Origin of the sequence: Shimia sp. MMG029 (assembly GCF_027947445.1) — a bacterium.
Classification (GTDB): Bacteria; Pseudomonadota; Alphaproteobacteria; order Rhodobacterales; family Rhodobacteraceae; genus Shimia.
On sequence record NZ_JAQJIM010000004.1, the window covers coordinates 128,978 to 150,557 of the forward strand.

The following is a 21,580-nucleotide window of genomic DNA, read 5'->3' on the forward strand; positions in this document are numbered from 1 at the left end:
TGTGATTTTGCCGATGAATCGTCTGTTCCATGTTCCGCTCTCTCCTTTCTGCCGCAAGGTGCGCCTGTGCATGGGCGAAAAGCGGCTTGAGGTGGAGCTGGTGGAAGAGCGCTATTGGGAGCAGGATCCGGATTTTCTGCGCCGCAATCCAGCCGCGAAAGTGCCGGTGCTGAAGATGGACGGCAAGATGATGGCCGACAGTGGGGCGATCTGTGAGTATCTCGAAGAGAAATACCCAGAGCCCGCGCTGATGCCCAAGGATGCAGATGGGCGCTATGAAGTGCGCCGTCTGGTGGCGTGGTTTGATGACAAGTTTCACCACGAGGTCACCTCAAAGCTGCTGTATGAGCGGGTCAACCGCAAGCTGATGGGCACGGGCTATCCCGACAGTTCCAATGTGAAGGCCGGGGCGAAGGCGATCAAATATCACCTCGACTATATGCACTGGCTGCTGGATCATCGCCGCTGGCTGGCGGGCGATATGATGACGATGGCGGATTTTGCCGCTGCCGCGCATCTGAGTGCGCTGGACTATATTTCGGATGTGGATTGGAACCGTTCGGCCGTGGTGAAAGACTGGTATGCGACGATCAAGTCGCGCCCGGCTTTCCGCGCCATTCTGGCCGATCAGGTGCCGGGGTTCCCGCCACCCGCGCATTACGCTGATTTGGATTTCTGATCCTTAAGATCGGTTTGCAAACCAGCGCATAAGCGCGCAGGCAAAGTCACCCCGCAGCGTGCAATCTGTTGACGCCCTGCCGTGACAACGACTGAACAAGCTGGTCTGTTGAAACCTCTTGCACGGCGATCTTGGCGTGCAATGCAAGTGCGGCGGCGGTGCCGGTTGCCTGTCCCATGACCATGCATTGGGGCATGCCCCGCACGGACGCAAATGCCACTGGGTCTGCGGAGAGAATGCGCCCAGCAAACATTAGGTTGGTGATTTTTTCAGGCAGCAGCGACCGGAAAGGGATCGTGTAGAACTGGCCCGCCTCGATTGCTGCGTGGTGGGTCATGTCACCCTCTGCGCGCATCACATCGTCGACGGGGTTGTCACAGGCCACAACGCCATCGGCAAATTTGGTTGCGCGTGCGAGGTCTTCGCCCGTTAAGCGGTAGACCCCTTGCAGTTTGCGCGTTTCACGCACCCCAACGGTGGGCGACAACATTGCCATATGTGCCTTTTCAAATCCGGGTACGTCGCTTTGCAAAAACTGCGCCAGCTGGTGGCAGCGCCTGCGCCCTTCTTGCGTGGCCGCAGCAACGGCGGTGGGGGCGGTGCCATCTACGCCACGCACATGGACGGAGTTGCAGAAAACCGTGCCGTCATGAAAGCCCGGCATCAGGTAGAGTTTCGCCAGATCCGCATGTAGGCGACCCTCCGCGATGCCTTTCTCAGCATATTTTTGAAAATAGGGATCGGGGTCTGCAAAGGCGCGGGCTGCATCCACATTCATCATGAAGAAAGAGATCGTCACAGCCATCATGTTTCCAGACGCGTCCCCCAAAGTGTAGGGCACACCGGCCTTCGCTGAGATATCACCGTCACCCGAGCAATCGATCACAATGTTCGGATGGACCCCGAAAGGCCCGTTTCTGTCACAGCAGGCAACCGTGGCAATCCTGTCGCCGTCCATTTCCGGCGTGATGGCGATTGCGCCCAGCCTCACACGCACGCCTGCCTCTTCGAGCATCTCAAACATGGTGACGGTGGCAATGTCATGATCGTAAATGATTTCAGGACCGAAATTTTCCAAAGCGCAGGGGCGTTTTTCGGCAGCAGGTGGTTCCATGGACGCCAGCCGATCTGTCAGCTCTTCAATCAGGCCCCCTACGATGCGATCCATCGGGTAGGCTCCGCCCCAAGGCATTCCCGGGCAGAATGCCATCACACCGCCCACTTTGGAACTCGCTTCCAGAAGGGTCACCTGCAAACCAGCCCGCGCCGCAGCGATTGCGGCACCAAAACCAGCGGTGCCCCCGCCGATAACAAGGACGTCGGTGTGATCCGTTTGTTGATCCATTCAGTCTGCTCCGTGGTCTTCCTGGGCTGCCTTAGAGGGGCAAGAGACCCCTCAGGTGGTCGGCAGTCAAGAGCAAAGCCCAGAAGGAGTAGCCTGCATCTGTTTTTGCCTTTGCTGGCATCGGCCTTGTTTCTATTGGCTTGCGCGCTGAGCGCAGGTAGAGGGGAGCTACTTTGGCAAAGGACACAGGGCCGCGCATGTCAGCAGATCTGACTCAACGCATGAAAGCCGAAGCTTTGGAAATGGGCTTTGATCTGGCACGGGTGTGCCGGCCTGATGCGGTGCGCCATGTGGGTGCGGATCTGGCCGGTTTTTTGGCCAAAGGCTATCACGGGCAGATGAAATGGCTGGGAGAGCGCACCCATTGGCGGGGGGATCCCAGCGTTTTGTGGCCGGAGGCGCGATCTGTGATCATGCTGGGGGAAAGCTATACGCCCACACATGATCCCACAGAAGTGCATGCCCACCCTGACCGTGCCGCCATTTCGGTTTATGCGCAGAACAAGGACTATCACGATACCGTCAAAAAACGGCTGAAGCGGCTGGCGCGCTGGCTGATTGCGGAGACAGATCCAGAGGTGCAGGTGAAGGTGTTTGTGGACACCGCGCCCGTGCCGGAGAAACCTTTGGGGCAGGCGGCGGGGCTGGGCTGGCAGGGCAAACACACCAATCTGGTGAGCCGGGATCTGGGCTCTTGGTTTTTTATTGGCTCGGTGTTCACCACTGCGGTGTTGGATATCGACAAAGCGGAAGTGGATCACTGTGGCTCTTGCCGGGCGTGTCTGGATGCGTGCCCGACCAATGCCTTTCCTGCGCCTCATAAGATCGACGCTCGGCGGTGCATTTCCTATCTGACCATTGAATCGCATGGGCCGGTGGATGAGGCGTTGCGTCCGCTGCTTGGCAATCGGATTTATGGCTGCGACGATTGTCTGGCCGCCTGTCCGTGGAACAAGTTTGCCCAAGATGCGCGGGAAATGAAGTATCACGCGCGAGAAGAGCTGAAGGCGCCGAAGCTTGCAGAGCTCGTGCAATTTGATGATGCGGGATTCCGGGCGTTTTTTTCCGGCTCTCCGATCAAACGGATTGGGCGCAACCGATTTGTGCGCAATGTGCTTTATGCAATCGGCAATTCAGAAGATGCGGATTTATGTGCCGTCGTGGCGCCGTTGTTGCAGGATGCGGATGAAACCGTGGCGGATGCGGCACGCTGGGCCATGGGGCGTTTGCGCAAAGATGAGATCCAGACAGATTTCGGAAAATTGTGATGGTCGCGGCCTTTGCTGCGTAACCTTCTTTTAGCGGAATCATGGTCCTTTCCGCGCAATGTTTCGTTCATAGAGGAAGGATCGCGGATGCGCGTTTCGAAATGTCTACTTTCGTTGGCTGTGGCGGCTGTTGTTGCCCCGGCTGCTTATGCGGAAGCTGTTAAGCTGACCACTCTGGAGTGGCCGCCTTATGTCATGGCGGATGGCAGTGGTGCCAGCTCTGAGGCTGTGATCAGCACGTTTGCCGCGGCGGGTGACACGGCAACGGTGCAAGTGTTCCCCTGGAACCGCGCGGTGAATCTGGCGGCCAAAGATCCTGCCTGGATTGGCGTTTATCCTGAGTATTACGACAGCACGGCGGATGCGGAAGCGTCTGGGGATCGCTGCCTGTATTCCGCTTCGTATGGCAAAAGTCCTGTGGGTTTTGTCCACCGTTCGGACAATGCATTTGACTGGAGCGGTCATGGCGATCTGAGCGCTTACAAAATTGGTGTGGTTCAGGGATACCTGAATGAAGAAACCTTTGACGCGATGGTGGCCGATGGCCGTCTGAAAGTGGACGCAGGGCCGACCGATGCGAGCAATTTGAGCAAAGTGGCTGCAGGGCGGATTGATGCGGTGGTGATTGATCGCAACGTGTTTGAGCATCTGATGGCGACAGAGGCCAGCCTGGCGGACCACGCCGGCGCTTTGACGTTCCATGCGGTGCCTCTGGCGGAGCACGACCTGCATGTGTGTTTTGAAAACAGCGATGCTGGACGCGCGGCGCGGGATCGGTTCAACGGGGCGCTGTAAGGCGCGCTGCAGCTGATCTGAAGAGCCCCGTACATCTGAAGGTGTGCGGGGTTTTTCTTTGCCTGCGTGCGGTGGTGTCAGGAAGTGTTGATCTCTCTTGCGCAGGGTTTGGGCAGCTTTGGCCACACCTGCCCGAAAGGATCGCGCGATGTTTGAGAGATCACCGAATTTGGACATGCCCTTTATTCAGCCGTCGCAGGCCCAGAAGCATGTGACTCACAATGAGGCACTGGAATATCTGGATGCCTTGGTGGGTTTGTCGGTGAAAGCCTTTGATGCGGTGGATCCGCCTGTTGGCGCGGCTGAGGGAGAGCGCTACGCGCTGGGGGTTGGCGCAAGCGGGGATTGGGCCGGGCAGGACGGGATGCTGGCGGTCTGGGCCAATGGCGGCTGGCTGTATCTCGCCCCGCAAGAAGGATGGCGCGCCTTTGGTGAGGCGGAGCAGGCGTTGCGGATTTATCGCGGAGGACAGTGGGCGGGGCTGTCGTTTGACCAGCTGGGGCTGGGGGCCACGCCGGATGCGGTGAATCGATTGTCGGTGGCGGCGGAGGCCACGCTGTTGTCGCATGACGGGGCAGGGCATCAGCTCAAGCTGAATAAGGCATCCGCTGGCGACACAGCTTCGCTGTTGTTCCAATCCAATTGGACGGGCCATGCGGAGATGGGGCTGGCCGGTGAAAACGACTGGTCGATCAAAGTCTCGCCTGATGGGAGCAGTTGGACGACAGCGCTTAAGGTGGAGGCGGCCACGGGGCATTTGAGCGGGAGCGCGGTGCAGGGGGATGCGCTGGACGCCACCGCGGGGCGGCTTTTGACGGTGGGTGGCTTTGGGCTTGGAAGCGGTGCAGCACCGGAGGTAACGGATCTGGATGCAGCAAATTCAGGCGGAATAGTCTCTGTTAATGCTGACGCGGCAGCCAATGTGCCGACAGGGTTGAGCGGGCGGCACGCTGTTTGGGTGGCGAAATCAGAATCCGATGGCGGGTTTCAGATGCTGTGTGACCAGAAGAGCGATGGGGCGCTTTACCTAAGGCGGCTGGATGGTGGCGTCTGGGGGGCGTGGCAGCGGCTTTGGGGCAGTGGGTCTCTGGTGGGCACGGTGTCAGAGAGCAGCGGAGTGCCAACCGGTGCAGTGATCGAGCAGGGCAGCGGTGCCAATGGGGCTTTCACCAAATGGGCGGATGGGACGATGATCTGTTCGCATACGCTGGACCTGAGCTTTGATGCGGTGCATCGGCTGGCTGCTGACTGGAGCTATCCTGCGGTTTTTGCCACTGCACCGGTGGTGACTGCGACGCTGGATGGGGAGGATCTGGCAAGCAATGCGACACCGGTTGCAAGTGAGGTCGGTGCCGTGGGGATGGAAGCGATGAGCGCAAGTTCTGCGCGGGCAACGTTGCACAGGATCAGTGGGCTGACGGATTTCGCGGCTTCAGACAGTGCGCGGGTCTATCTGAGTGCGCATGGGCGGTGGTATTAGCGCTTTGGTCCATACGCTCAGACATCAGCAAGGCGTGCATCCGGTCAGATAGGCCAGCCCCCGGCCCTGGGTGGGGGTGAAGCCCCCTCCCGTGGGGAGGGTCGGGGGCTGGTCGGCTTCGCCGCCCGTATAACTTGGAATTTTACGACTATGCTCTCAACAAAAAGCCCCGGCGCATGGCCGGGGCTTGGAATGTTACGCTGAACTTCACCCTGCGCGTTTGGGCAGGACCCAATCGGGGCGGGCGAAGTGGCAGGTGTAGCCGCCTTTGTTTTTCTCCAGATAATCCTGATGATACTCTTCGGCTTCCCAGAAATCGCTGACCGGCGTGACTTCGGTGACGACTTTGCCGGGCCAGAGGCCGGAGGCTTCGACGTCTTTGATGGTGTCAATCGCCATCTCTTTTTGCGTGTCATCCACATAGAAGATGGCGGAGCGGTAGGAGGTGCCAATGTCATTGCCCTGACGGTTCACCGTGGTCGGGTCATGGATCTGGAAGAAGAATTCCAGAAGCTTGCGGAAAGAAGTCTTGGCCGGATCGAATGTGATTTCGATGGCCTCGGCATGGGTGCCGTGATCTTTGTAGGTCGCATTGGGGACATCGCCACCGGTATAGCCCACGCGGGTCGCCAGAACCCCGTCCATCTTGCGGATCAGGTCTTCCATACCCCAGAAGCAGCCGCCTGCCAGTACTGCGCGTTCGCTCATTGGTCGATCTCCTTTACTTGGTCGAGATAGGCGCCATAGCCTTCTGCCTCCATATCGTCGCGATGCACGAAACGCAAAGAGGCGGAGTTGATGCAGTAGCGCAGACCGCCACGGTCGCTGGGACCGTCAGGGAAGACATGGCCCAGATGGCTGTCGCCGTGTTTGGAGCGCACCTCGGTGCGGATCATGCCGTGGGTGGCGTCGTGGTGTTCGGTGACAAAAGCCGCTTCCACCGGTTTGGTGAAGCTGGGCCAGCCGCAGCCGCTTTCATATTTGTCAGAGCTGACAAACAGTGGCTCGCCAGAGACCACATCGACATAGAGGCCGGGCTCTTTGTTGTAGAGCAGTTTGCCAGAGCCGGGGCGCTCTGTGCCGTTTTCCTGGGTGACCCAGTGTTGTTCGTCTGTCAGGGCCGCGATGGCGTCCATATCCCGTTTATAGGTGGTCATTGGCCACTCCTTCCCTTGCTGCGCGTCAGGGCACGGCGCATGTTCTGTCCCTTTGGAATATGGGAGATACGGGGGGGATGAAAAGGGGGATCACGCCAGCGTCATTACACAGGTCGCTGGCGTGGCGTTTTGGGGGCTAGGCGTTGGCGGCGCTGAGCGCTGTGTCAAGCAAGCCTTTGATCTGAGATTTTGACGTGCCAGCGACGATGCGGCCAAGCTCTTGATCGCCTTTCAGCACCACAAGTGTAGAGCGGCGCGGGATTTTGAGGCTCTTGGTCAGCTCTGCCTTGCGGTAGGTGTCCCAGTCGACCTTGATGAAGGTGATGGTTTCGCCATAGGCCGGGTTTTCGTCGATCAGTTCGTTGACCACACGCTCTTGCGTGGCGCAGGTGGCGCACCATGTGGCGGAGAAATCAAGGAACACGATGTCCCCTTTGGCGAGGTGTTGTTTCACGAGGCCGGGGGTGTAGTCGGTGGCGGCGCGGGCGGCAAAAGGGGCCAGTAGCGCAGCGGCGGAGGCGGTGAGAAATGTACGGCGGTGCATGAAATACTCCTTTGGTTAAACAGATACAGACAAGTCTACGAGCCACGCGGGCATGACACTGAGCAGCCAGCCTTCGATCACGTGATGCAGGTTGAAGAAGAGAGCGAGACCTGTTGCGAGAAAGATGATCCCCATTATAGGGCGTGATTTGGCGGCGATGGCGCGCATGGTGGCCTGATGGCGGCCTATGGTTGAGCGGGCGCCATAGCCAAGCCCAAGGATCAGGGTGGAGACACCGGCAGCGAAGGCCACCATGATCAGCGCAGCAAAGCCGAGATTTTCGCCCTGACTGGCCAAAGAGATAGCGCCGCCCAAAGTGGGACCGATACAGGGTGACCAGACGGCCCCTAGCAGCAAGCCCCCAAGGAACTGACCGCGCAGAGTGGTGTGATCCACGCTGTTCATACCGCTATCGGCCTTGGCAGCGACGCCAGCTGTTGCGGTGGAAAACGCCATGGAAAAGCGCGGGATCAGCAGGATTGCGCCAAATACAATCATCAGTACCGCGCCTGCTTGCGAAAGGGTTTCGGGCGTGAGACCTATGGCGTAGCCAAAGGTGGTGACAGCCATGCCGAGCACAACAAAGCTGATGCTCATGCCCAAGGCCAGGGCCGCAGGGCCATGTTTTGAGGCCTGCAGTGCGGTGGCCAGCACAATCGGCAGCACCGGGATCACGCAGGGGTTGATTAAGGTCAGCAGACCAGCGGCATATGCAAACACAAACTCCATGGCGTTGTTTTGCCAAGGTGCTGGCGTGCTGTCATGTCAAACCCTGCTAACGGGTGATCACGTGGTCGTGTTGATTTGTTTCGTTTGCTTGGAAATCTGCACGGCCAAGATGCCTGCGCAGATCACCGCCACGCCGATCAGATCGGTGAGTTGCAGGGTTTCTCCAAGCACAACAGCGGCGATTGCGACGCCAAAGAAGGGGTTGAGGAAGTGAAAGGTGGAGGCTTTGACCGCGCCGATGCGGCCGACAAGCGAAAACCAGATCCATGTCGCCAGAAGCCCGGGCACCAAAACGGTATAGGCAAAGGCAGCGATCATGACAGGGTTCCAGTTGAACACCCAAGTTTCAAACAGGAGTGAGGCAAAGAAAAGTGTGATGGAGCCGACAAACATCTGTAGTCCCACGATCATCAGCACGTTGCCCCCGCCAGAGGCATTGCGCACAGTGAGCGTGGCGATGGCGAGGGCCAGCGCGGCGATGACACAAAGCAGCACGCCAAAGAGATCCACGCCTTGTTGCAGCCGCCCTGCCATGATGAGGATCACCCCCCCAAATCCAACCACGAGACCAAGCGCGGCCATTGGGGGCAGGCGCTCTCCCATCACTGACCAGCCAAGAAGCGCCACGATCAGCGGCATGGTGGAGGCAATGATGGAGGCGAGCGAGGCTTCGACTGTGGTCATGGCGGTGAAGTTCAGGCCCAGATAGAGCGCGTTTTGGCACAGGCCGAAAATCAGGATGGCACGCCATTGGGCCGCGCTCAGATGCCAGCTCTGACCAAGCGCGCGGGCGATCAGCACCCCGATTGCGCCGGCAAGCGCAAACCGCAGGGAGGAGATCGCCAAAGGAGGGGCATCCGCCACAATGATACGCGCAGATGTGAAAGCAGATGACCAGATCAGAGCGAACAAAAGCCCCATGCCTATTGCGCGATAATCCATCCTGCTCGTCTCAACCTATTGTAATTCGTTTTGGTTTTTCCGATGTAACCGCAACTTTGGTTTGATCGCAATCAACCTTTGCTCACATGGATCAAAAGCGGATGCGGCTTTGCGTGCAGGCTGTCGCGTGAGTAGGGTAGAGTGGCGGGCCTTGGACAAGGGGCATTGGAATGACGCTTAAGGATGAGAGAGTGAGTGATTTGAAGCCATTGCCTGCGCAGGCCAGGGCGTTTTTTCAGACCCACAGGTGGTCGATATTGCTGGCGCTGTTGGTGGCGTTGATCCTGCTTGATGGGTTTGAAGACCGTGTCCATTGGGCGGATTCTGCGGGCCTTTGGGGGTTGAGCGCTTTGTTTGTGGGGATCGTCGGCGCGACCGGGCATAACACGGTGTTGCGCTTTGCCATGGGCGTGCCTGTGGTGGCGTGGATCCTGCTGATCGTGCTGCATGAGTTCTGGGGGGTGAAAGCGGATGGCTTACTTGCCGCTTTGGCCGGGATATTGCTGTTTGGCGCGATGATCACCAGTTTCTGGCAGCTGATCGGGCCTGTGCATTCGGAATATGAGCGGCTGTCCAGCGGTGTGTTTGGCTATCTGTTGATGGCGATGCTTTGGGGGGTGATCTACTGGCGGATCGAGGCGGCGCATCCTGGTGCATTCAACCTGCCACCGGATGTGCAGGGGGAGCGTGCCCCCTTTGTGTATTTCTCGATGATCACCATGACGACCGTTGGGTACGGCGAAATGACTCCTGCGGCGAGCCTGCCGCGGGTGCTGACGGGGTTGCAGGCGATTGTGGGCACGATGTTTGTAGCGATTTTCATCGGTCGTATCGTCGGGCGGCTGAAATGAGCGCTGTGCAGGCTCAGATCAGTTGGGTGTATACCGACGCGCTCGCGCCATGTGTGCGCTTTTATCGTGATACGCTCGGGCTGAAAGTCGTGCGGGATGCGGGCAGCGCGATGATGTTTGAAACGGGGCCCGGTGCGCAGATAGGCGTTTGCGAGACCTTTGAGGGGCGGGTGGTGCAGCCTGAAGGCAGTATGATCACCCTTGTTGTCGCGGATCCTGAGGGCGTGGATCAGGCTTATGCGCGGCTGATGGCAGCGCAGGCTGATCTGCGTGGACCACCAGAAGAGATCGCGCGTTTCGGCATCTATGGTTTTTTCTGTAGCGATCCAAATGGCTACCAGATCGAGGTGCAGTGTTTTTTGTAGCACTGCGCGCGCGCCTGTTGTGTTGCGCCATGGCGTTTCAGGTTCTTCCGAATTTGTGATAAACTGCCAACATTGGTTTGAGAGATTGGGAGCGGGACGATGGGGAAGCATCTTGTCCTGACGGTGCATGGTGTGGGCGAACAGAAGCCCAGTGAAACCGTGGATCAGGTGGTGGGCGCGGCAACAACCTGGGTGGATGGCAAAAGAAAGCCAGCGGTTGTTGTGAAGCGCAGCATGATTGAGCTGGCGGAAAATCACTTTAATGGCAGCAGCAGAAATGCACAGTTGTTCCCTGTGCATCTGCGGCATGTGACAGAGCCGGGCAATGACGAGGACGTGGCGCTGTTTGCAGAGGTGTTCTGGGCGGATCGCTCACCTGCGCCCAAAGGGGTGATCAACACGATTTTCGATTTGATCTGGGTTGTTCTGGCGCTGGGCTATCTGGCGATGGACAATGTGGAGCAGACCCACCGGCGCAAAGGGGTTGCGGCAGGTGCCGCTGGGGAACGCGACACGGTGCCTGCGCGGATTGTGCATTTGTTTACGTGGTTTTTCTTTGGCGGGCTGGCGACGTTGAACGTTTACCTGCTCTTGGGGTCTGCCTTTGCGTTTTTGGACCAGCTGTTTCCAGCAGAAAAGTGGGGTACCACCAAAGAGCTGTATCAGTTCTTGGGGCTTTTCGCGCTTTATGGTGGCTTTGTTTGGATGGGGCTGGCGCGTTGGCATAAGGCGCCAACCTATCTGCGTCGTGTTTTCTGGCGTGGGATTTCTATCGTTGGCGGGGCCCTATTGTTCCTTTTGGTAACGGGCCCACAATTCATGGGTTTGTGGCACATTGGCTTGTTTGTGCCCCAAGAAGCGCTTTCGGCCATGTCTGAGGCAGAAAAAGACCCGATGGCGCAGTTTGTGGGCGTACAGATCGCCGTTTTGGGAGTGTTTTGGGCAGTCCAGTGCCTGCTGAGCGTTTTGATGCTGGTCACGTCCACCACCGCGCCTGATATTGGGGACAAGATAGCAGGGCATCGGCGGCTTTATCCTGCGATTTGTGCAGGTATGATGGTGCTTTGGATGTTCTTTATTTCAGGGCTATGGCTGAGCTATGAAAAGATCGTTTCCAGTGTACCCGCACTTCAAAACTCTGAGATGAGATCACTTTTGGATGTGCATCTGATTGAAGCCATCAATTCGGTGAGCGTGGTTTTTGTTGCTGTGGTTCTGCTGTGTGTTGTCGGCGTGGCGCTGTTTATTCTGCGCAAGGTGCATGCGTATGAGTTGTACAAACAGGGCGATGGTCTGCGCCGTGCCATATTGAATCGATGGGCACAGCGGGTGTTCTGGTTGAGTGCGATTGTATTGGCCGCGATGGCCGCGCGGGCGATCCTGACAGTTGTTTTGAAGGTTGACCCTTTGTGCAGCGTGGATTTGGTCACTGAAGCAACAAGTTGCAATTGGCTGGGTAGGCGAATGGAATGGCTGGCGCGGCACGAAGGCCAAATCGGCCTGTTTGTTGTGGGTGCGATTGCGCTGCTATATCGGTTTTCAGGCTTTGTGGCGGCGGGGCTTGGCGTGGCGCGTGATATCGTGACCTATGCCATTCGCGATCGCTGTGCTTTGGATTGGGATTTGGCTGCGCGCAAGAAGAACTATCCGCCGCGTGATGCGATTGAGGAGCGGTTTTTTCGCACCCTCTATTATGCGACGCAAGTGTTTACGCCTGATAAGATCACGGTGATTTCGCATTCTCAGGGTACGGTGGTGGCCACCCGCATGTTGGCCGACCCTCGGGTGCAGAAACGTATTGCTGGGAAGCCAGTTACGCTGGTGACAATGGGGTCGCCGGTGACGCATATCTATCAGACGTATTTCCCTGAGTTGTTCACAGTGGACCCGGCGGCATTGAATGCACGTTGGTTCAATATCTTCCGTCACGATGATTTTGTGGGCACCAAGATTGACGGCGGACTGATTGCTGAGGATTGCAATATCCCTGTTTCTCCGGGCGGGCATTCCGGGTATTTCACCGACTATGAGGTCTGGAAAGCGTTGTCGGGTCCTAAGATACGATTTGCCTTGTTTGGAGATTGGAAAGAGGACGCAGCAGCAAACGCCAACTCTGAGGCATCTGCTCCATTTTCATAGCGGTGAATTGCGCCACAGATCCCGCATTCTTTCCTGTCTGGCTTCCCCACGGCGCGCATTCTGTTTAAAGGTGCCACAAACAGGAGCCTGCGCATGTCGATGAATAGCTTTGGACACCTTTTTCGCGTCACCACTTGGGGCGAGAGCCACGGGCCTGCACTGGGCGCAACAGTGGATGGATGCCCCCCCGGCGTTCCGGTGGATGAGGCCATGTTGCAGCATTGGCTGGACAAGCGCCGTCCCGGCCAGAACAAAAACACCACACAGCGCAATGAGCCTGATGCGGTGAAAATCCTTTCGGGTGTGTTTGAAGGCAAAACCACAGGCACGTCGATCCAGTTGATGATCGAAAACACCGATCAGCGCAGCCGCGACTATGGTGAGATCAGCCAGACTTTCCGGCCTGGGCATGCCGATATCACCTATCACCTGAAGTACGGCAATCGCGACTATCGCGGTGGCGGGCGCAGCTCTGCGCGCGAAACGGCGGCGCGTGTCGCCGCAGGGGGCATAGCGCGCGAAGCCATCAAGGCGTTGGTGCCGGGCCTTGAGATCAAAGGCTATATGACCAAGATGGGTGCGATGGAAATTGATCGTGATGCCTTTGACTGGGATGCGATTGACGGCAATGATTTCTGGATCCCGCAGGGCAAAGAGGCTGCGCAGGAGTGGGAAGACTATCTGCAAGCGCTGCGCAAAGAGCATGACAGCGTGGGTGGTGTGATCGAAGTTGTGGCGCGCAATGTGCCCGCCGGGATCGGCGCACCGATTTACAGCAAGCTTGATACGGATCTGGCGGCTGCGATGATGTCCATCAACGCTGTGAAAGGTGTGGAGATTGGCGAAGGCATGGCTGCGGCTGGGCTGAAAGGCTCAGAAAACGCGGATGAAATCTTCATGGGCAATGATGGTCAGCCGGTGTTCTCCTCCAATCATGCAGGCGGCATTCTGGGTGGGATTTCCACAGGGCAGGATGTGGTGGTGCGTTTTGCGGTCAAGCCGACCAGCTCTATCCTTACGCCGCGCAAGTCGATCCGGCTGGATGGGAGCCCAACCGAGGTGATCACCAAGGGGCGGCATGACCCTTGTGTGGGCATTCGCGCGGTGCCTGTGGGAGAGGCGATGATGGCTTGTGTCATTCTGGATCACCTGCTGCTTCATCGGGGCCAGGTCGGGGAAAATCAGGGCAAGATTGGCTGATGCTGGACTTGGCGGAACTGGAAGCGCTGCGCGGATCATTGCGCGATGTTGCCGCTGTGCGGATGGCCAAAGACAGTGCGCATGATCTGGCGCATCTGGATCGTGTCTGGGCCCTTGTGCAACGTATCGCGCTGGCTGAGGGGGAGGTCGATCTGAAGATTCTGCTTGGCGCGGCGTATTTGCATGATTTGGTGAACCTGCCCAAGAATGCGCCGAACCGCTCCAAGGCGAGTACTTTGGCGGCCGCGGCTGCGGCGCCTGTTTTGAGTGAGCTGGGGTTTGACAGGCGGCAAGTGGCCGCGGCGCAGCATGCGATTGCGGCGCATAGCTTTTCGGCTGGGATTGCGCCCAAATCCAAAGAAGCACGGATTTTGCGGGATGCGGACAGGCTGGATGCGCTGGGGATGATTGGGATTGCCCGCACTTTTGCCGTCAGCGGTGCGTTGGGGACAGATTTGTATGATCCCAATGATCCGTTTGCCACCGCGCGGGATCTGGATGATGCGGCCTTTGCGCTGGATCATTGGCCGGTCAAATTGTTCCGGCTGCAGGCAGATATGTTGACCGAAGCAGGCAAGGCGATCGCGCGGGAGCGGGTGGCGAACATGCGTCGATTTGCCGAGGTTCTGGCTGGTGAGTTGGGCGTGGATCTGCCGGACAGTTGGGCGTGAGTTTTAGCCCTGTGGGGTGATCCCGGGGCGGGCTCTGCCGCGTTTGATGCCCAATTGGCGTTCGCGCCAGATAATCAGTACCCCGGCAAGGATCACAACTGTTGCGCCAATGAGCATTTGCTTGGTTGGGATCTCAGCAAACCAGACGTAGCCAATCAGCAAGGCAAACAGCATCGCCACATAATCAAAAGGCGCCACCACTGAGGCAGGTGCAAACCTGTAGCAAGACGTCAGCAGGATCTGTGCGAAACCCCCAATCAGCCCGGCAATGGTGAGCATGGCAGCCTGTTCCCATGTGGGGACCACCCAGCCAAATGGCAGTGTCAGAAGCGAAAGACCGGTTGCCGTAAGCGAGAAATAGAACACGATCGCGGAGGTCTGATCGGTTTGCACGAGTTTGCGGATGTGGATTTGCGCCAACGCCCGAAAGACAGCGGAGCCAAGCACAAGCATAACACCGAGGCTGGCCAGGGCTGAAGCCTGATCCGCATCAAAGAAGGTGATGCGCGGCCAAAGCACGATGGTGACACCAATCAGGCCCAGACCCACAGCAGAGAGGCGGAAGGCGCGCACCTCCTCGCCAAGAAACATTGCGGCAAAGATCACCGTGAGCAGCGGCGCAGCAAAGCCGATGGCGGTGACTTCGGGCAGGGGCAGCAGGCCAAGTGCGGCAAAGTTCATGGCCATGGCGGTGGTGCCGATCACCCCGCGCCAAACATGCCCCATGCCGTTTTGAACACGCAGGCCCCGAGGCAACTCGCGGCGATAAATCAGCCAACCAAAGATCACAAACAGCGCAAAGAACGAGCGAAAGAAAACGGCCTGCCCGGCTGGGACATCAGATGCGGTGGCTTTGATCAGCGCTGCCATCACAGAAAACAGTGCGATGGCGCTGACTTTCAGTGCGATGCCTTTGAGGGGGTTCATGCAAGCGGTCCTGCGCTGACTTTGGGTGCGGCAACACTGGACTGGAGGGCCAGAGATGGCAAGGTGTGGCCTGAAAACAAAACAGAGGCCCGAGGGCCTCTGTCTCAATCATGGGTGCGTGTGTTCAAGAGCGCACAAGCTTTTCGTAAGACTCCGCGATGTCGCGGGTGATGTCGCCCACCTCAAAAGTGTAGTCGCCAATCTGGCCCACTGGGGTCACTTCGGCGGCGGTGCCGGTCAGCCAGCATTGCTCAAAGTCGGCCAGCTCTTCAGGCATGATGTGACGCTCAATCACGTTGATGCCTTTGTCTTTCAGCATGCCGATCACGGTCTGACGGGTGATGCCGTTGAGGAAGCAATCCGGTGTCGGTGTGTGCACTTCGCCGTCTTTCACAAAGAAGATGTTTGCGCCGGTCGCTTCGGCCACGTACCCGCGATAGTCCATGAACAGCGCGTCTGAGCAGCCTTTGGCTTCGGCTTTGTGCTTGGAGATGGTGCAGATCATGTAGAGACCTGCCGCCTTGGCATGCACTGGGATGGTTTCCGGGCTCGGACGTTTCCACTCGGCAATATCAAGCTTGGCACCCTGCATCTTTGCGTCGCCATAGTAGGCGCCCCATGGCCAAACGGCGATGGCCACACGCACCGGGTTCGCCGCAGACGCGACGCCCATGTCATCGCCGGAGCCACGCCACACAACAACACGCACATAGGCGTCTTGCAGGCCGGATTTCTTGAGCGTTTCCTGTTTGGCCGCTTCCAGTTCCTCCAGAGAGATCGGCATTGGCATGTCCAATGCCTCTGCGCTCTTGAAGAGGCGCTCGTTGTGCTCAACGCTTTTGAAGATTTTGCCGTTATATGCACGCTCGCCTTCAAAAACGGAGCTCGCGTAATGGAGGGCGTGGCTCAGGACGTGGACCTTGGCCTCGCGCCAGTCCACAAATTCGCCATCCATCCAGATGACGCCGTCGCGATCGTCATATGCACCTGCCATGGTTGTTCCTTTCGCCTTTCAAAGTACGTTCAAATTTCCAAATGTTGCGCAGGAAATGGCCGATATGGTCATAAAGTTGCGCAAATCCTGAGATTCGCTACCAGTTAGCTCTTGGAGTGTCAACAAAGCTGACGTATTGTGACGTGGAAAGCGGTCAATTGTGATCTCAGGAGGTATCATGGGCGAGGGCATCCGCAGCGAAAATTTGCTGTATCTTACGGACGAACAGCTGCGTCAGGGTATCGAAGCGATGTACTTCGCCTATCGTGGATTTACTGCGGATCCTGATCGGATCCTCGAAAGTATGGCGTATGGGCGTGCGCATCATCGGGCGATTCATTTTATCAATCGCGCGCCGGGCACCACGGTGACCAATCTGCTGGCCATTCTTGGGGTGACGAAGCAATCGCTGAACCGTGTTCTGCGTACGCTCATCGAAGATGGGCTGGTGGAAAGCCGTGTGGGCACTTCAGATCGGCGTGAGCGCAACCTCTACTTAACGGAGACAGGAGTCGCGCTGGAAAATCGGTTGTCAGATTCGCAACGCAACCGGATGCGCAGCGCGTTTCGTGATGCCGGACCGGAGGCCGTTGCGGGCTTTCGTCGCGTGCTTGAGTCAATGATGGACGGCGAGTTGCGTCGGCAGTATTTGTCTTTGCGAGAGACGGGCCAGTAAGGAAACCAGATCATGAATGAGATTGCCCCGCACTTGCTGATTGTGGATGACGATGAGCGCATCCGGACGCTGCTGCGTAAGTTTCTGATGCGACATGGGTTTCTGGTGACGGCGGCACGGGATGCAGATCATGCACGGCGGATCCTGTCGGGGCTTGATTTCGACTTGCTGGTGCTTGACGTGATGATGCCGGGCGAAGATGGCGTAAGCCTGACCAAAGGCATTCGCGAAACCTCTGAGACCCCGGTGCTGTTGTTGACGGCGAAGGGAGAAACAGAGGATCGGATCGCTGGGTTGGAAGCGGGGGCAGATGATTATCTGGCCAAACCGTTTGAGCCCAAGGAACTGTTGCTGCGCATCAATGCTATTTTGCGGCGCATGCCTGAGGTTGACGAGGCGGCGACGGTGCCCAAGGTGCTGCATCTTGGGGGCATTCGTTATGACATTGATCGCGGGGAAATGTGGCAGGGCGAAGAGCTTGTGCGCCTGACCGCGACCGAAAGTCACCTGATGCGGATCTTTTCCAAAACGCCGGGTGAGCCAATCAGCCGGGGCACTTTGGTCGAAGAGCTGGGGCGCGACAAAGGACAGGCGCAGGAGCGCGCGGTCGATGTGCAGATCACCCGTTTGCGGCGTAAGATTGAAGAAGACCCAAAGCAGCCGCGCTATTTGCAGACGGTGCGTGGCGCAGGGTATATGCTGGCGCCAGATTGAGGCGTTCCCACATTAGATTTTTGCCTCCGGCGGGGATATTTAGAGCAAGAGGAAGCGGGCAGCGATGACAACAGCATTGTTTGGTCATGAGAGTTCGTTGCGCCATGTGACACCGAACGGGCATCCGGAGCAGGTCGCGCGTGTGGAACGCATCATGGCGGCGCTCACGGCACCGCAATTTGCCGGGTTGGATCGGCGTGATGCGCCAGAGTGTTCTGATGCGGATATTTTGCTCTGTCACCCACAAGCCCATTTGGATGCAATCACCGCAGCTGAGCCTCAGAGTGGCACGATGGCGCTAGACGGCGATACACATATGTCGCCAGGATCCACTATGGCCGCGCGCCATGCGGTCGGGGGCTGTATTGCTGCGGTGGATGCGGTGCTTGCGGGCGAGGTGGGCAATGCCTTTGTGGCCTGCCGTCCGCCGGGGCATCATGCGGAGAAAGCCACACCTATGGGGTTTTGCCTGTTTGGCACTGCCGCCATCGCGGCGAAACATGCGCTGGAACGTCATGGGCTCAGCCGTGTGGCGGTGGTGGATTTTGATGTCCACCATGGCAATGGTACGCAGGATCTGTTGTGGAACGAGTCCCGTAGCCTGTTTATCGGCAGTCACCAGAACCCTTTGTGGCCCGGAACGGGGCTGCCAGAAGAGACCGGTGGGCATAACAACGTGATTAACCTGCCTTTGCCGCCGCACAGCGATGGGCGCCTGATGCGGGCCACGTATGAGGCTGAGGTGTTTCCGGCGCTGGAGCGGTTTGAGCCGGAGCTGGTGATCATCTCCGCAGGGTTTGATGCGCATGCGGATGATCCGCTGGCGCAGCTCAACTGGCGCGTGGATGATTTCGTTTGGCTGACCGAGCGGCTTTGTGATGCGGCGGATGCCTCTGCAGGTGGTCGGGTGGTCTCGACTTTGGAAGGGGGATATGATCTGAACGCGCTTGCGGCCTCGGTGGCTGCGCATGTCAGCGTTTTGATGGAGAGAGCCGGATGAGTGACACCCCTGTGCAAGAGATGAGCTTTGAAGCGGCCATGCGGGAGCTGGAGCAGGTTGTGGGCCAGTTGGAGCGCGGTGACGTCGAGCTGGAGAAATCCATTGCGCTGTATGAGCGTGGTGCGGCCCTGAAAGCGCGGTGTGAGGCCAAGCTGAAAGAAGCTGAAGAAAAAGTCGCGGCGATCACCTTGGATGGCAACGGCAACCCTGCTGGTTTGACCCCGGTTGAGGGCATGTGAGGCGATTGCGCCTGTGATTAAGGACTCGCCGGATCGTGTTTGACACCAGATTGAAAGAGGCCGCCCAGCAGGTGGAGGCCCATTTGCAGCATGTGATGGCGCCCATGGGGGTGTTGCCTGTTGTGGATGCGATGCGCTATGCCAGTGCGGGAGGCAAGCGCCTGCGGGCGTTTCTGGTGCTGGAAAGCGCGCGTCTGCATGGTGTTGCGCCAGAGCATGCGATCTGGCCCGCGACAGCGATTGAGGCGGTGCATGCCTATTCATTGGTACATGATGATCTGCCGTGTATGGATGATGATGACATGCGACGGGGGCTGCCGACGACGCATGTAAAGTGGGATGAATGCACTGCAGTTCTGGCCGGTGACGCTCTGCAAACGCTTGGGTTTGAATGTGTCAGCCGGGTTGAGTGCCATCCCGCACCTTTGGTGCGCGCAGAGTTGACCGTGACGCTGGCCCGCGCGGCAGGCGCGCAGGGCATGGTTTTGGGGCAGGCGCTGGATATTGCCGCAGAGACCGCCAGCACGTCTTTGACGCTTGAGGAGATCACCCGCTTGCAGGCAGGCAAAACCGGGGCTTTGATCGTGTGGTCGGCCACAGCAGGCGCGGTGATGGCGCAAGCGGACACGGCTGCCTTGCAGCGCTATGCCACGGATCTGGGACTGGCGTTTCAGATCGTAGATGACATTCTGGATGTCGAGGGCGATGCGGTCAAAGTGGGCAAGGCGGTTGGCAAAGACGCGGATGCGGGCAAGGCGACCTTTGTGTCCCTTTTGGGACTTGAGGGTGCCAAGGCGCGGGCGGAGCAGCTGATCCAAGCGGCCTGTGAGGCGCTCGCTCCATACGGGGCGGAGGCAGAGACACTGCGGCAGGCCGCACAGTTTGTTGTCTCGCGGGACAACTGATCGGAGGCGTGACCATGTCTGCCAGACCCGAGACCCCCTTGTTGGATCAGGTAACGCTGCCTGAGGATCTGAAGCGATTTTCAGACCGTGAGCTGGCCCAGTTGGCGGATGAGCTGCGTGCCGAAACAATCTCAGTTGTGAGTGAAACTGGCGGGCATCTGGGGGCCGGGCTTGGCGTTGTGGAGCTGACCGTGGCGCTGCATGCGGTGTTTGATTTGCCGCAGGACAAGCTGATTTGGGATGTGGGGCACCAGAGCTATCCCCATAAGATCTTGACTGGGCGGCGCGACCGTATTCGGACGCTGCGACAGCAGGGCGGCATCTCTGGATTTACCAAGCGCAGTGAAAGCGTGTTTGACCCGTTTGGCGCGGCGCATTCTTCGACCTCGATATCAGCAGCGCTGGGCTTTGCTGTGGCGCGCGATCTGGGGGGGGAGTGCGAAGGTGGTCTGGGCGATGTGGTTGCGGTGATCGGCGATGGTGCGATCACGGCAGGCATGGCCTATGAGGCGATGAACAATGCCGGCCATCTGGGCAAACGGATGTTTGTGATCCTCAATGACAACGACATGTCGATTGCACCACCTGTTGGGGCCTTGAGCGTCTATCTGTCTCGATTGTATGCCGGGGCCCCGTTTCAGGAGCTTAAGACAGCTGCGAAAGCGGCCACCAGCCTTCTGCCGCAGCCGTTTCGTGCAGGTGCCAAGCGCACCCGTGAGGCGCTGAAGGGGCTGGCGATGGGTGGCACGTTGTTTGAGCAGCTTGGGTTTTCCTATGTAGGCCCGATTGATGGCCATGACATGGACCAGCTTCTGCCGCTGTTGCGCAGTTTGCGAGAGCGGGCAACCGGGCCGGTTTTGTTGCATGTGAATACCAAGAAAGGCAAAGGCTACGCCCCGGCGGAAGCGGCCTACGACAAAGGGCATGCCACGGCAAAATTTGATGTCACGACGGGCAAGCAGAAGAAGGCGAAATCCAACGCGCCGAGCTACACCTCGGTGTTTTCTGATGCTTTGCTGGAGGTTGCGGCAGAGGACAGTCGGATTTGTGCAGTCACAGCAGCGATGCCGGATGGCACTGGCTTGAAGCGGTTTGCGGAGCGCTATCCAAGCCGTTGTTTTGATGTGGCGATTGCTGAACAGCACGGTGTGACATTCTCTGCCGCGTTGGCCGCAGGCGGCATGAAGCCTTTCTGTGCGATCTATTCCACGTTTTTGCAGCGCGGCTATGATCAGGTGGTGCATGATGTGGCCATTCAGCGGTTGCCTGTGCGCTTTGCCATTGATCGTGCTGGGCTTGTGGGGGCGGATGGTGCGACCCATGCGGGCAGCTTTGACATCGCTTATCTCGCCAACCTGCCGGGCATGGTGGTGATGGCCGCAGCGGACGAAGCTGAGTTGAAACATATGGTGGCCACAGCAGCGGCCTATGATGCCGGGCCGATTGCCTTTCGCTATCCACGTGGTGAAGCGGTGGGGGTTGAGCTGCCTGAGCGCGGCGAAATCCTTGAAATCGGCAAAGGCCGCATGGTTCAGGCGGGCGCACGCGTGGCGCTGCTGTCTTTCGGCACCCGGCTAGAAGAAACCAAGAAAGCGGCGGAGGCGCTTGCGGTACAGGGGATCACACCGACAATTGCCGATGCGCGTTTTGCCAAACCGTTGGACAAGTCGCTGATCTTAGATCTCGCTGCCAAACACGAAGCGCTTATCACCATCGAAGAGGGAGCTGTGGGTGGCTTTGGCAGCCATGTGGCGCAGCTTCTGGCGGAAGAGGGTGTGTTTGATGCGGGACTGAAGTATCGCTCTATGGTGTTGCCGGATGTGTTTATTGATCAGGCAAGTCCGAAGGCGATGTATGATGTGGCCGCAATGAATGCGGAGCACATAGAGGCGAAAGTGCTGGATGTTTTGGGTCACGCCTGAGGCGCGTTTTGGAGACAGCAAAACGTGGGGGCCAGCCC

Annotated in this window: 23 protein-coding genes; 15 read left to right on the forward strand and 8 right to left on the reverse strand. The window is 58.3% G+C overall.

Annotation, left to right across the window (positions count from 1 at the left end; all coding sequences use genetic code 11):
* Positions 1 to 13: 13 nt before the first annotated feature.
* A complete protein-coding gene (fzlA, locus tag PJL69_RS11860; RefSeq protein ID WP_271309832.1) occupies positions 14 to 679 on the forward strand; it encodes an FtsZ-binding protein FzlA in 666 nt (221 codons plus the stop codon).
* A 46-nt stretch (positions 680 to 725) separates the two neighbouring features.
* Here the strand turns inward: fzlA and PJL69_RS11865 are convergent, their stop codons facing one another.
* The gene (locus PJL69_RS11865; protein ID WP_271309833.1) at positions 726 to 2,024 is read right to left on the reverse strand and encodes an FAD-dependent oxidoreductase; all 1,299 of its coding nucleotides are present in this window, start codon (positions 2,022 to 2,024) and stop codon (positions 726 to 728) included.
* 197 nt (positions 2,025 to 2,221) lie between these two features.
* Between PJL69_RS11865 and queG the strand changes: the two genes are divergently transcribed.
* The 3 genes from queG to PJL69_RS11880 all read left to right on the forward strand — a co-directional run bounded on the left by queG (position 2,222) and on the right by PJL69_RS11880 (position 5,567).
* The gene (queG, locus tag PJL69_RS11870) at positions 2,222 to 3,292 is read left to right on the forward strand and encodes a tRNA epoxyqueuosine(34) reductase QueG (RefSeq protein ID WP_271309997.1); all 1,071 of its coding nucleotides are present in this window, start codon (positions 2,222 to 2,224) and stop codon (positions 3,290 to 3,292) included.
* Positions 3,293 to 3,379: 87 nt separating this feature from the next.
* A complete protein-coding gene (locus PJL69_RS11875) occupies positions 3,380 to 4,087 on the forward strand; it encodes a substrate-binding periplasmic protein (protein ID WP_271309834.1) in 708 nt (235 codons plus the stop codon).
* A 148-nt stretch (positions 4,088 to 4,235) separates the two neighbouring features.
* Positions 4,236 to 5,567, forward strand: a complete 1,332-nt coding sequence (locus tag PJL69_RS11880) for a DUF2793 domain-containing protein (protein ID WP_271309835.1) — start codon at positions 4,236 to 4,238, stop codon at positions 5,565 to 5,567.
* Between the two features lie 207 nt (positions 5,568 to 5,774).
* Here the strand turns inward: PJL69_RS11880 and msrA are convergent, their stop codons facing one another.
* The 5 genes from msrA to PJL69_RS11905 all read right to left on the reverse strand — a co-directional run bounded on the left by msrA (position 5,775) and on the right by PJL69_RS11905 (position 8,939).
* Positions 5,775 to 6,275 carry a peptide-methionine (S)-S-oxide reductase MsrA gene (gene msrA / locus PJL69_RS11885; RefSeq protein WP_271309836.1) on the reverse strand — a complete coding sequence of 167 codons (501 nt, stop codon included), beginning with the start codon at positions 6,273 to 6,275 and terminating at the stop codon, positions 5,775 to 5,777.
* Positions 6,272 to 6,724 carry a peptide-methionine (R)-S-oxide reductase MsrB gene (gene msrB, locus PJL69_RS11890; RefSeq protein ID WP_271309837.1) on the reverse strand — a complete coding sequence of 151 codons (453 nt, stop codon included), beginning with the start codon at positions 6,722 to 6,724 and terminating at the stop codon, positions 6,272 to 6,274. The genes msrA and msrB overlap by 4 nt, the downstream gene beginning before the upstream one ends.
* Positions 6,725 to 6,860: 136 nt before the next feature.
* The gene (locus PJL69_RS11895) at positions 6,861 to 7,268 is read right to left on the reverse strand and encodes a thioredoxin family protein (RefSeq protein ID WP_209097870.1); all 408 of its coding nucleotides are present in this window, start codon (positions 7,266 to 7,268) and stop codon (positions 6,861 to 6,863) included.
* Positions 7,269 to 7,283: 15 nt separating this feature from the next.
* Entirely contained in the window at positions 7,284 to 7,997 is a 714-nt protein-coding gene (locus PJL69_RS11900; protein ID WP_271309838.1) for a cytochrome c biogenesis CcdA family protein, read from the reverse strand.
* Positions 7,998 to 8,054: 57 nt separating this feature from the next.
* On the reverse strand, positions 8,055 to 8,939 hold the full coding sequence (locus PJL69_RS11905; protein WP_271309839.1) for a DMT family transporter: 885 nt from the start codon (positions 8,937 to 8,939) through the stop codon (positions 8,055 to 8,057).
* Between the two features lie 191 nt (positions 8,940 to 9,130).
* Between PJL69_RS11905 and PJL69_RS11910 the strand changes: the two genes are divergently transcribed.
* The 5 genes from PJL69_RS11910 (at position 9,131) to PJL69_RS11930 (ending at position 14,165) form a co-directional block, all read left to right on the forward strand.
* Complete coding sequence (locus PJL69_RS11910) at positions 9,131 to 9,790, forward strand: potassium channel family protein (RefSeq protein ID WP_271309840.1); 660 nt, start codon at positions 9,131 to 9,133, stop codon at positions 9,788 to 9,790.
* Entirely contained in the window at positions 9,787 to 10,155 is a 369-nt protein-coding gene (locus PJL69_RS11915; protein WP_271309841.1) for a VOC family protein, read from the forward strand. Before PJL69_RS11910 ends, PJL69_RS11915 begins: the two co-directional genes overlap by 4 nt.
* Before the next feature lie 99 nt (positions 10,156 to 10,254).
* Positions 10,255 to 12,294: a hypothetical protein gene (locus PJL69_RS11920; RefSeq protein ID WP_271309842.1), complete on the forward strand. Its 2,040-nt coding sequence runs from the start codon at positions 10,255 to 10,257 to the stop codon at positions 12,292 to 12,294.
* Positions 12,295 to 12,387: 93 nt separating this feature from the next.
* Positions 12,388 to 13,494 (forward strand): chorismate synthase, encoded by a 1,107-nt coding sequence (gene aroC / locus PJL69_RS11925; RefSeq protein ID WP_271309843.1) that lies wholly within the window; start codon positions 12,388 to 12,390, stop codon positions 13,492 to 13,494.
* On the forward strand, positions 13,494 to 14,165 hold the full coding sequence (locus PJL69_RS11930; protein ID WP_271309844.1) for an HD domain-containing protein: 672 nt from the start codon (positions 13,494 to 13,496) through the stop codon (positions 14,163 to 14,165). Before aroC ends, PJL69_RS11930 begins: the two co-directional genes overlap by 1 nt.
* Positions 14,166 to 14,168: 3 nt before the next feature.
* On the opposite strand, the gene PJL69_RS11935 is transcribed toward PJL69_RS11930, so the two are convergent.
* A complete protein-coding gene (locus PJL69_RS11935) occupies positions 14,169 to 15,092 on the reverse strand; it encodes a DMT family transporter (RefSeq protein WP_271309845.1) in 924 nt (307 codons plus the stop codon).
* 124 nt (positions 15,093 to 15,216) lie between these two features.
* Complete coding sequence (locus PJL69_RS11940; protein ID WP_209097879.1) at positions 15,217 to 16,086, reverse strand: branched-chain amino acid aminotransferase; 870 nt, start codon at positions 16,084 to 16,086, stop codon at positions 15,217 to 15,219.
* Positions 16,087 to 16,264: 178 nt separating this feature from the next.
* Between PJL69_RS11940 and PJL69_RS11945 the strand changes: the two genes are divergently transcribed.
* The 6 genes from PJL69_RS11945 (at position 16,265) to dxs (ending at position 21,542) form a co-directional block, all read left to right on the forward strand.
* Entirely contained in the window at positions 16,265 to 16,762 is a 498-nt protein-coding gene (locus PJL69_RS11945) for a MarR family winged helix-turn-helix transcriptional regulator (protein WP_209097880.1), read from the forward strand.
* Positions 16,763 to 16,774: 12 nt separating this feature from the next.
* The gene (locus PJL69_RS11950; protein WP_271309846.1) at positions 16,775 to 17,476 is read left to right on the forward strand and encodes a response regulator; all 702 of its coding nucleotides are present in this window, start codon (positions 16,775 to 16,777) and stop codon (positions 17,474 to 17,476) included.
* A 64-nt stretch (positions 17,477 to 17,540) separates the two neighbouring features.
* Complete coding sequence (locus PJL69_RS11955; RefSeq protein ID WP_271309847.1) at positions 17,541 to 18,476, forward strand: histone deacetylase family protein; 936 nt, start codon at positions 17,541 to 17,543, stop codon at positions 18,474 to 18,476.
* A complete protein-coding gene (locus PJL69_RS11960; protein WP_209097883.1) occupies positions 18,473 to 18,715 on the forward strand; it encodes an exodeoxyribonuclease VII small subunit in 243 nt (80 codons plus the stop codon). The genes PJL69_RS11955 and PJL69_RS11960 overlap by 4 nt, the downstream gene beginning before the upstream one ends.
* A gap of 32 nt (positions 18,716 to 18,747) precedes the next feature.
* Positions 18,748 to 19,620 carry a polyprenyl synthetase family protein gene (locus tag PJL69_RS11965; protein ID WP_441347495.1) on the forward strand — a complete coding sequence of 291 codons (873 nt, stop codon included), beginning with the start codon at positions 18,748 to 18,750 and terminating at the stop codon, positions 19,618 to 19,620.
* Between the two features lie 14 nt (positions 19,621 to 19,634).
* Complete coding sequence (gene dxs / locus PJL69_RS11970; protein WP_271309848.1) at positions 19,635 to 21,542, forward strand: 1-deoxy-D-xylulose-5-phosphate synthase; 1,908 nt, start codon at positions 19,635 to 19,637, stop codon at positions 21,540 to 21,542.
* The last annotated feature ends 38 nt before the right edge of the window (positions 21,543 to 21,580 follow it).

What these genes read in the sequence shown, in the direction of transcription:
- fzlA (WP_271309832.1), top strand. Translation starts at nt 14, where the DNA reads ATGAATCGTCTGTTCCATGTTCCGCTCTCTCCTTTCTGCCGCAAGGTG.
- PJL69_RS11865 (WP_271309833.1), bottom strand. Translation starts at nt 2,024, where the DNA reads ATGGATCAACAAACGGATCACACCGACGTCCTTGTTATCGGCGGGGGC.
- queG (WP_271309997.1), top strand. Translation starts at nt 2,222, where the DNA reads ATGTCAGCAGATCTGACTCAACGCATGAAAGCCGAAGCTTTGGAAATG.
- PJL69_RS11875 (WP_271309834.1), top strand. Translation starts at nt 3,380, where the DNA reads ATGCGCGTTTCGAAATGTCTACTTTCGTTGGCTGTGGCGGCTGTTGTT.
- PJL69_RS11880 (WP_271309835.1), top strand. Translation starts at nt 4,236, where the DNA reads ATGTTTGAGAGATCACCGAATTTGGACATGCCCTTTATTCAGCCGTCG.
- msrA (WP_271309836.1), bottom strand. Translation starts at nt 6,275, where the DNA reads ATGAGCGAACGCGCAGTACTGGCAGGCGGCTGCTTCTGGGGTATGGAA.
- msrB (WP_271309837.1), bottom strand. Translation starts at nt 6,724, where the DNA reads ATGACCACCTATAAACGGGATATGGACGCCATCGCGGCCCTGACAGAC.
- PJL69_RS11895 (WP_209097870.1), bottom strand. Translation starts at nt 7,268, where the DNA reads ATGCACCGCCGTACATTTCTCACCGCCTCCGCCGCTGCGCTACTGGCC.
- PJL69_RS11900 (WP_271309838.1), bottom strand. Translation starts at nt 7,997, where the DNA reads ATGGAGTTTGTGTTTGCATATGCCGCTGGTCTGCTGACCTTAATCAAC.
- PJL69_RS11905 (WP_271309839.1), bottom strand. Translation starts at nt 8,939, where the DNA reads ATGGATTATCGCGCAATAGGCATGGGGCTTTTGTTCGCTCTGATCTGG.
- PJL69_RS11915 (WP_271309841.1), top strand. Translation starts at nt 9,787, where the DNA reads ATGAGCGCTGTGCAGGCTCAGATCAGTTGGGTGTATACCGACGCGCTC.
- PJL69_RS11920 (WP_271309842.1), top strand. Translation starts at nt 10,255, where the DNA reads ATGGGGAAGCATCTTGTCCTGACGGTGCATGGTGTGGGCGAACAGAAG.
- aroC (WP_271309843.1), top strand. Translation starts at nt 12,388, where the DNA reads ATGTCGATGAATAGCTTTGGACACCTTTTTCGCGTCACCACTTGGGGC.
- PJL69_RS11930 (WP_271309844.1), top strand. Translation starts at nt 13,494, where the DNA reads ATGCTGGACTTGGCGGAACTGGAAGCGCTGCGCGGATCATTGCGCGAT.
- PJL69_RS11935 (WP_271309845.1), bottom strand. Translation starts at nt 15,092, where the DNA reads ATGAACCCCCTCAAAGGCATCGCACTGAAAGTCAGCGCCATCGCACTG.
- PJL69_RS11940 (WP_209097879.1), bottom strand. Translation starts at nt 16,086, where the DNA reads ATGGCAGGTGCATATGACGATCGCGACGGCGTCATCTGGATGGATGGC.
- PJL69_RS11945 (WP_209097880.1), top strand. Translation starts at nt 16,265, where the DNA reads ATGGGCGAGGGCATCCGCAGCGAAAATTTGCTGTATCTTACGGACGAA.
- PJL69_RS11950 (WP_271309846.1), top strand. Translation starts at nt 16,775, where the DNA reads ATGAATGAGATTGCCCCGCACTTGCTGATTGTGGATGACGATGAGCGC.
- PJL69_RS11955 (WP_271309847.1), top strand. Translation starts at nt 17,541, where the DNA reads ATGACAACAGCATTGTTTGGTCATGAGAGTTCGTTGCGCCATGTGACA.
- PJL69_RS11960 (WP_209097883.1), top strand. Translation starts at nt 18,473, where the DNA reads ATGAGTGACACCCCTGTGCAAGAGATGAGCTTTGAAGCGGCCATGCGG.
- dxs (WP_271309848.1), top strand. Translation starts at nt 19,635, where the DNA reads ATGTCTGCCAGACCCGAGACCCCCTTGTTGGATCAGGTAACGCTGCCT.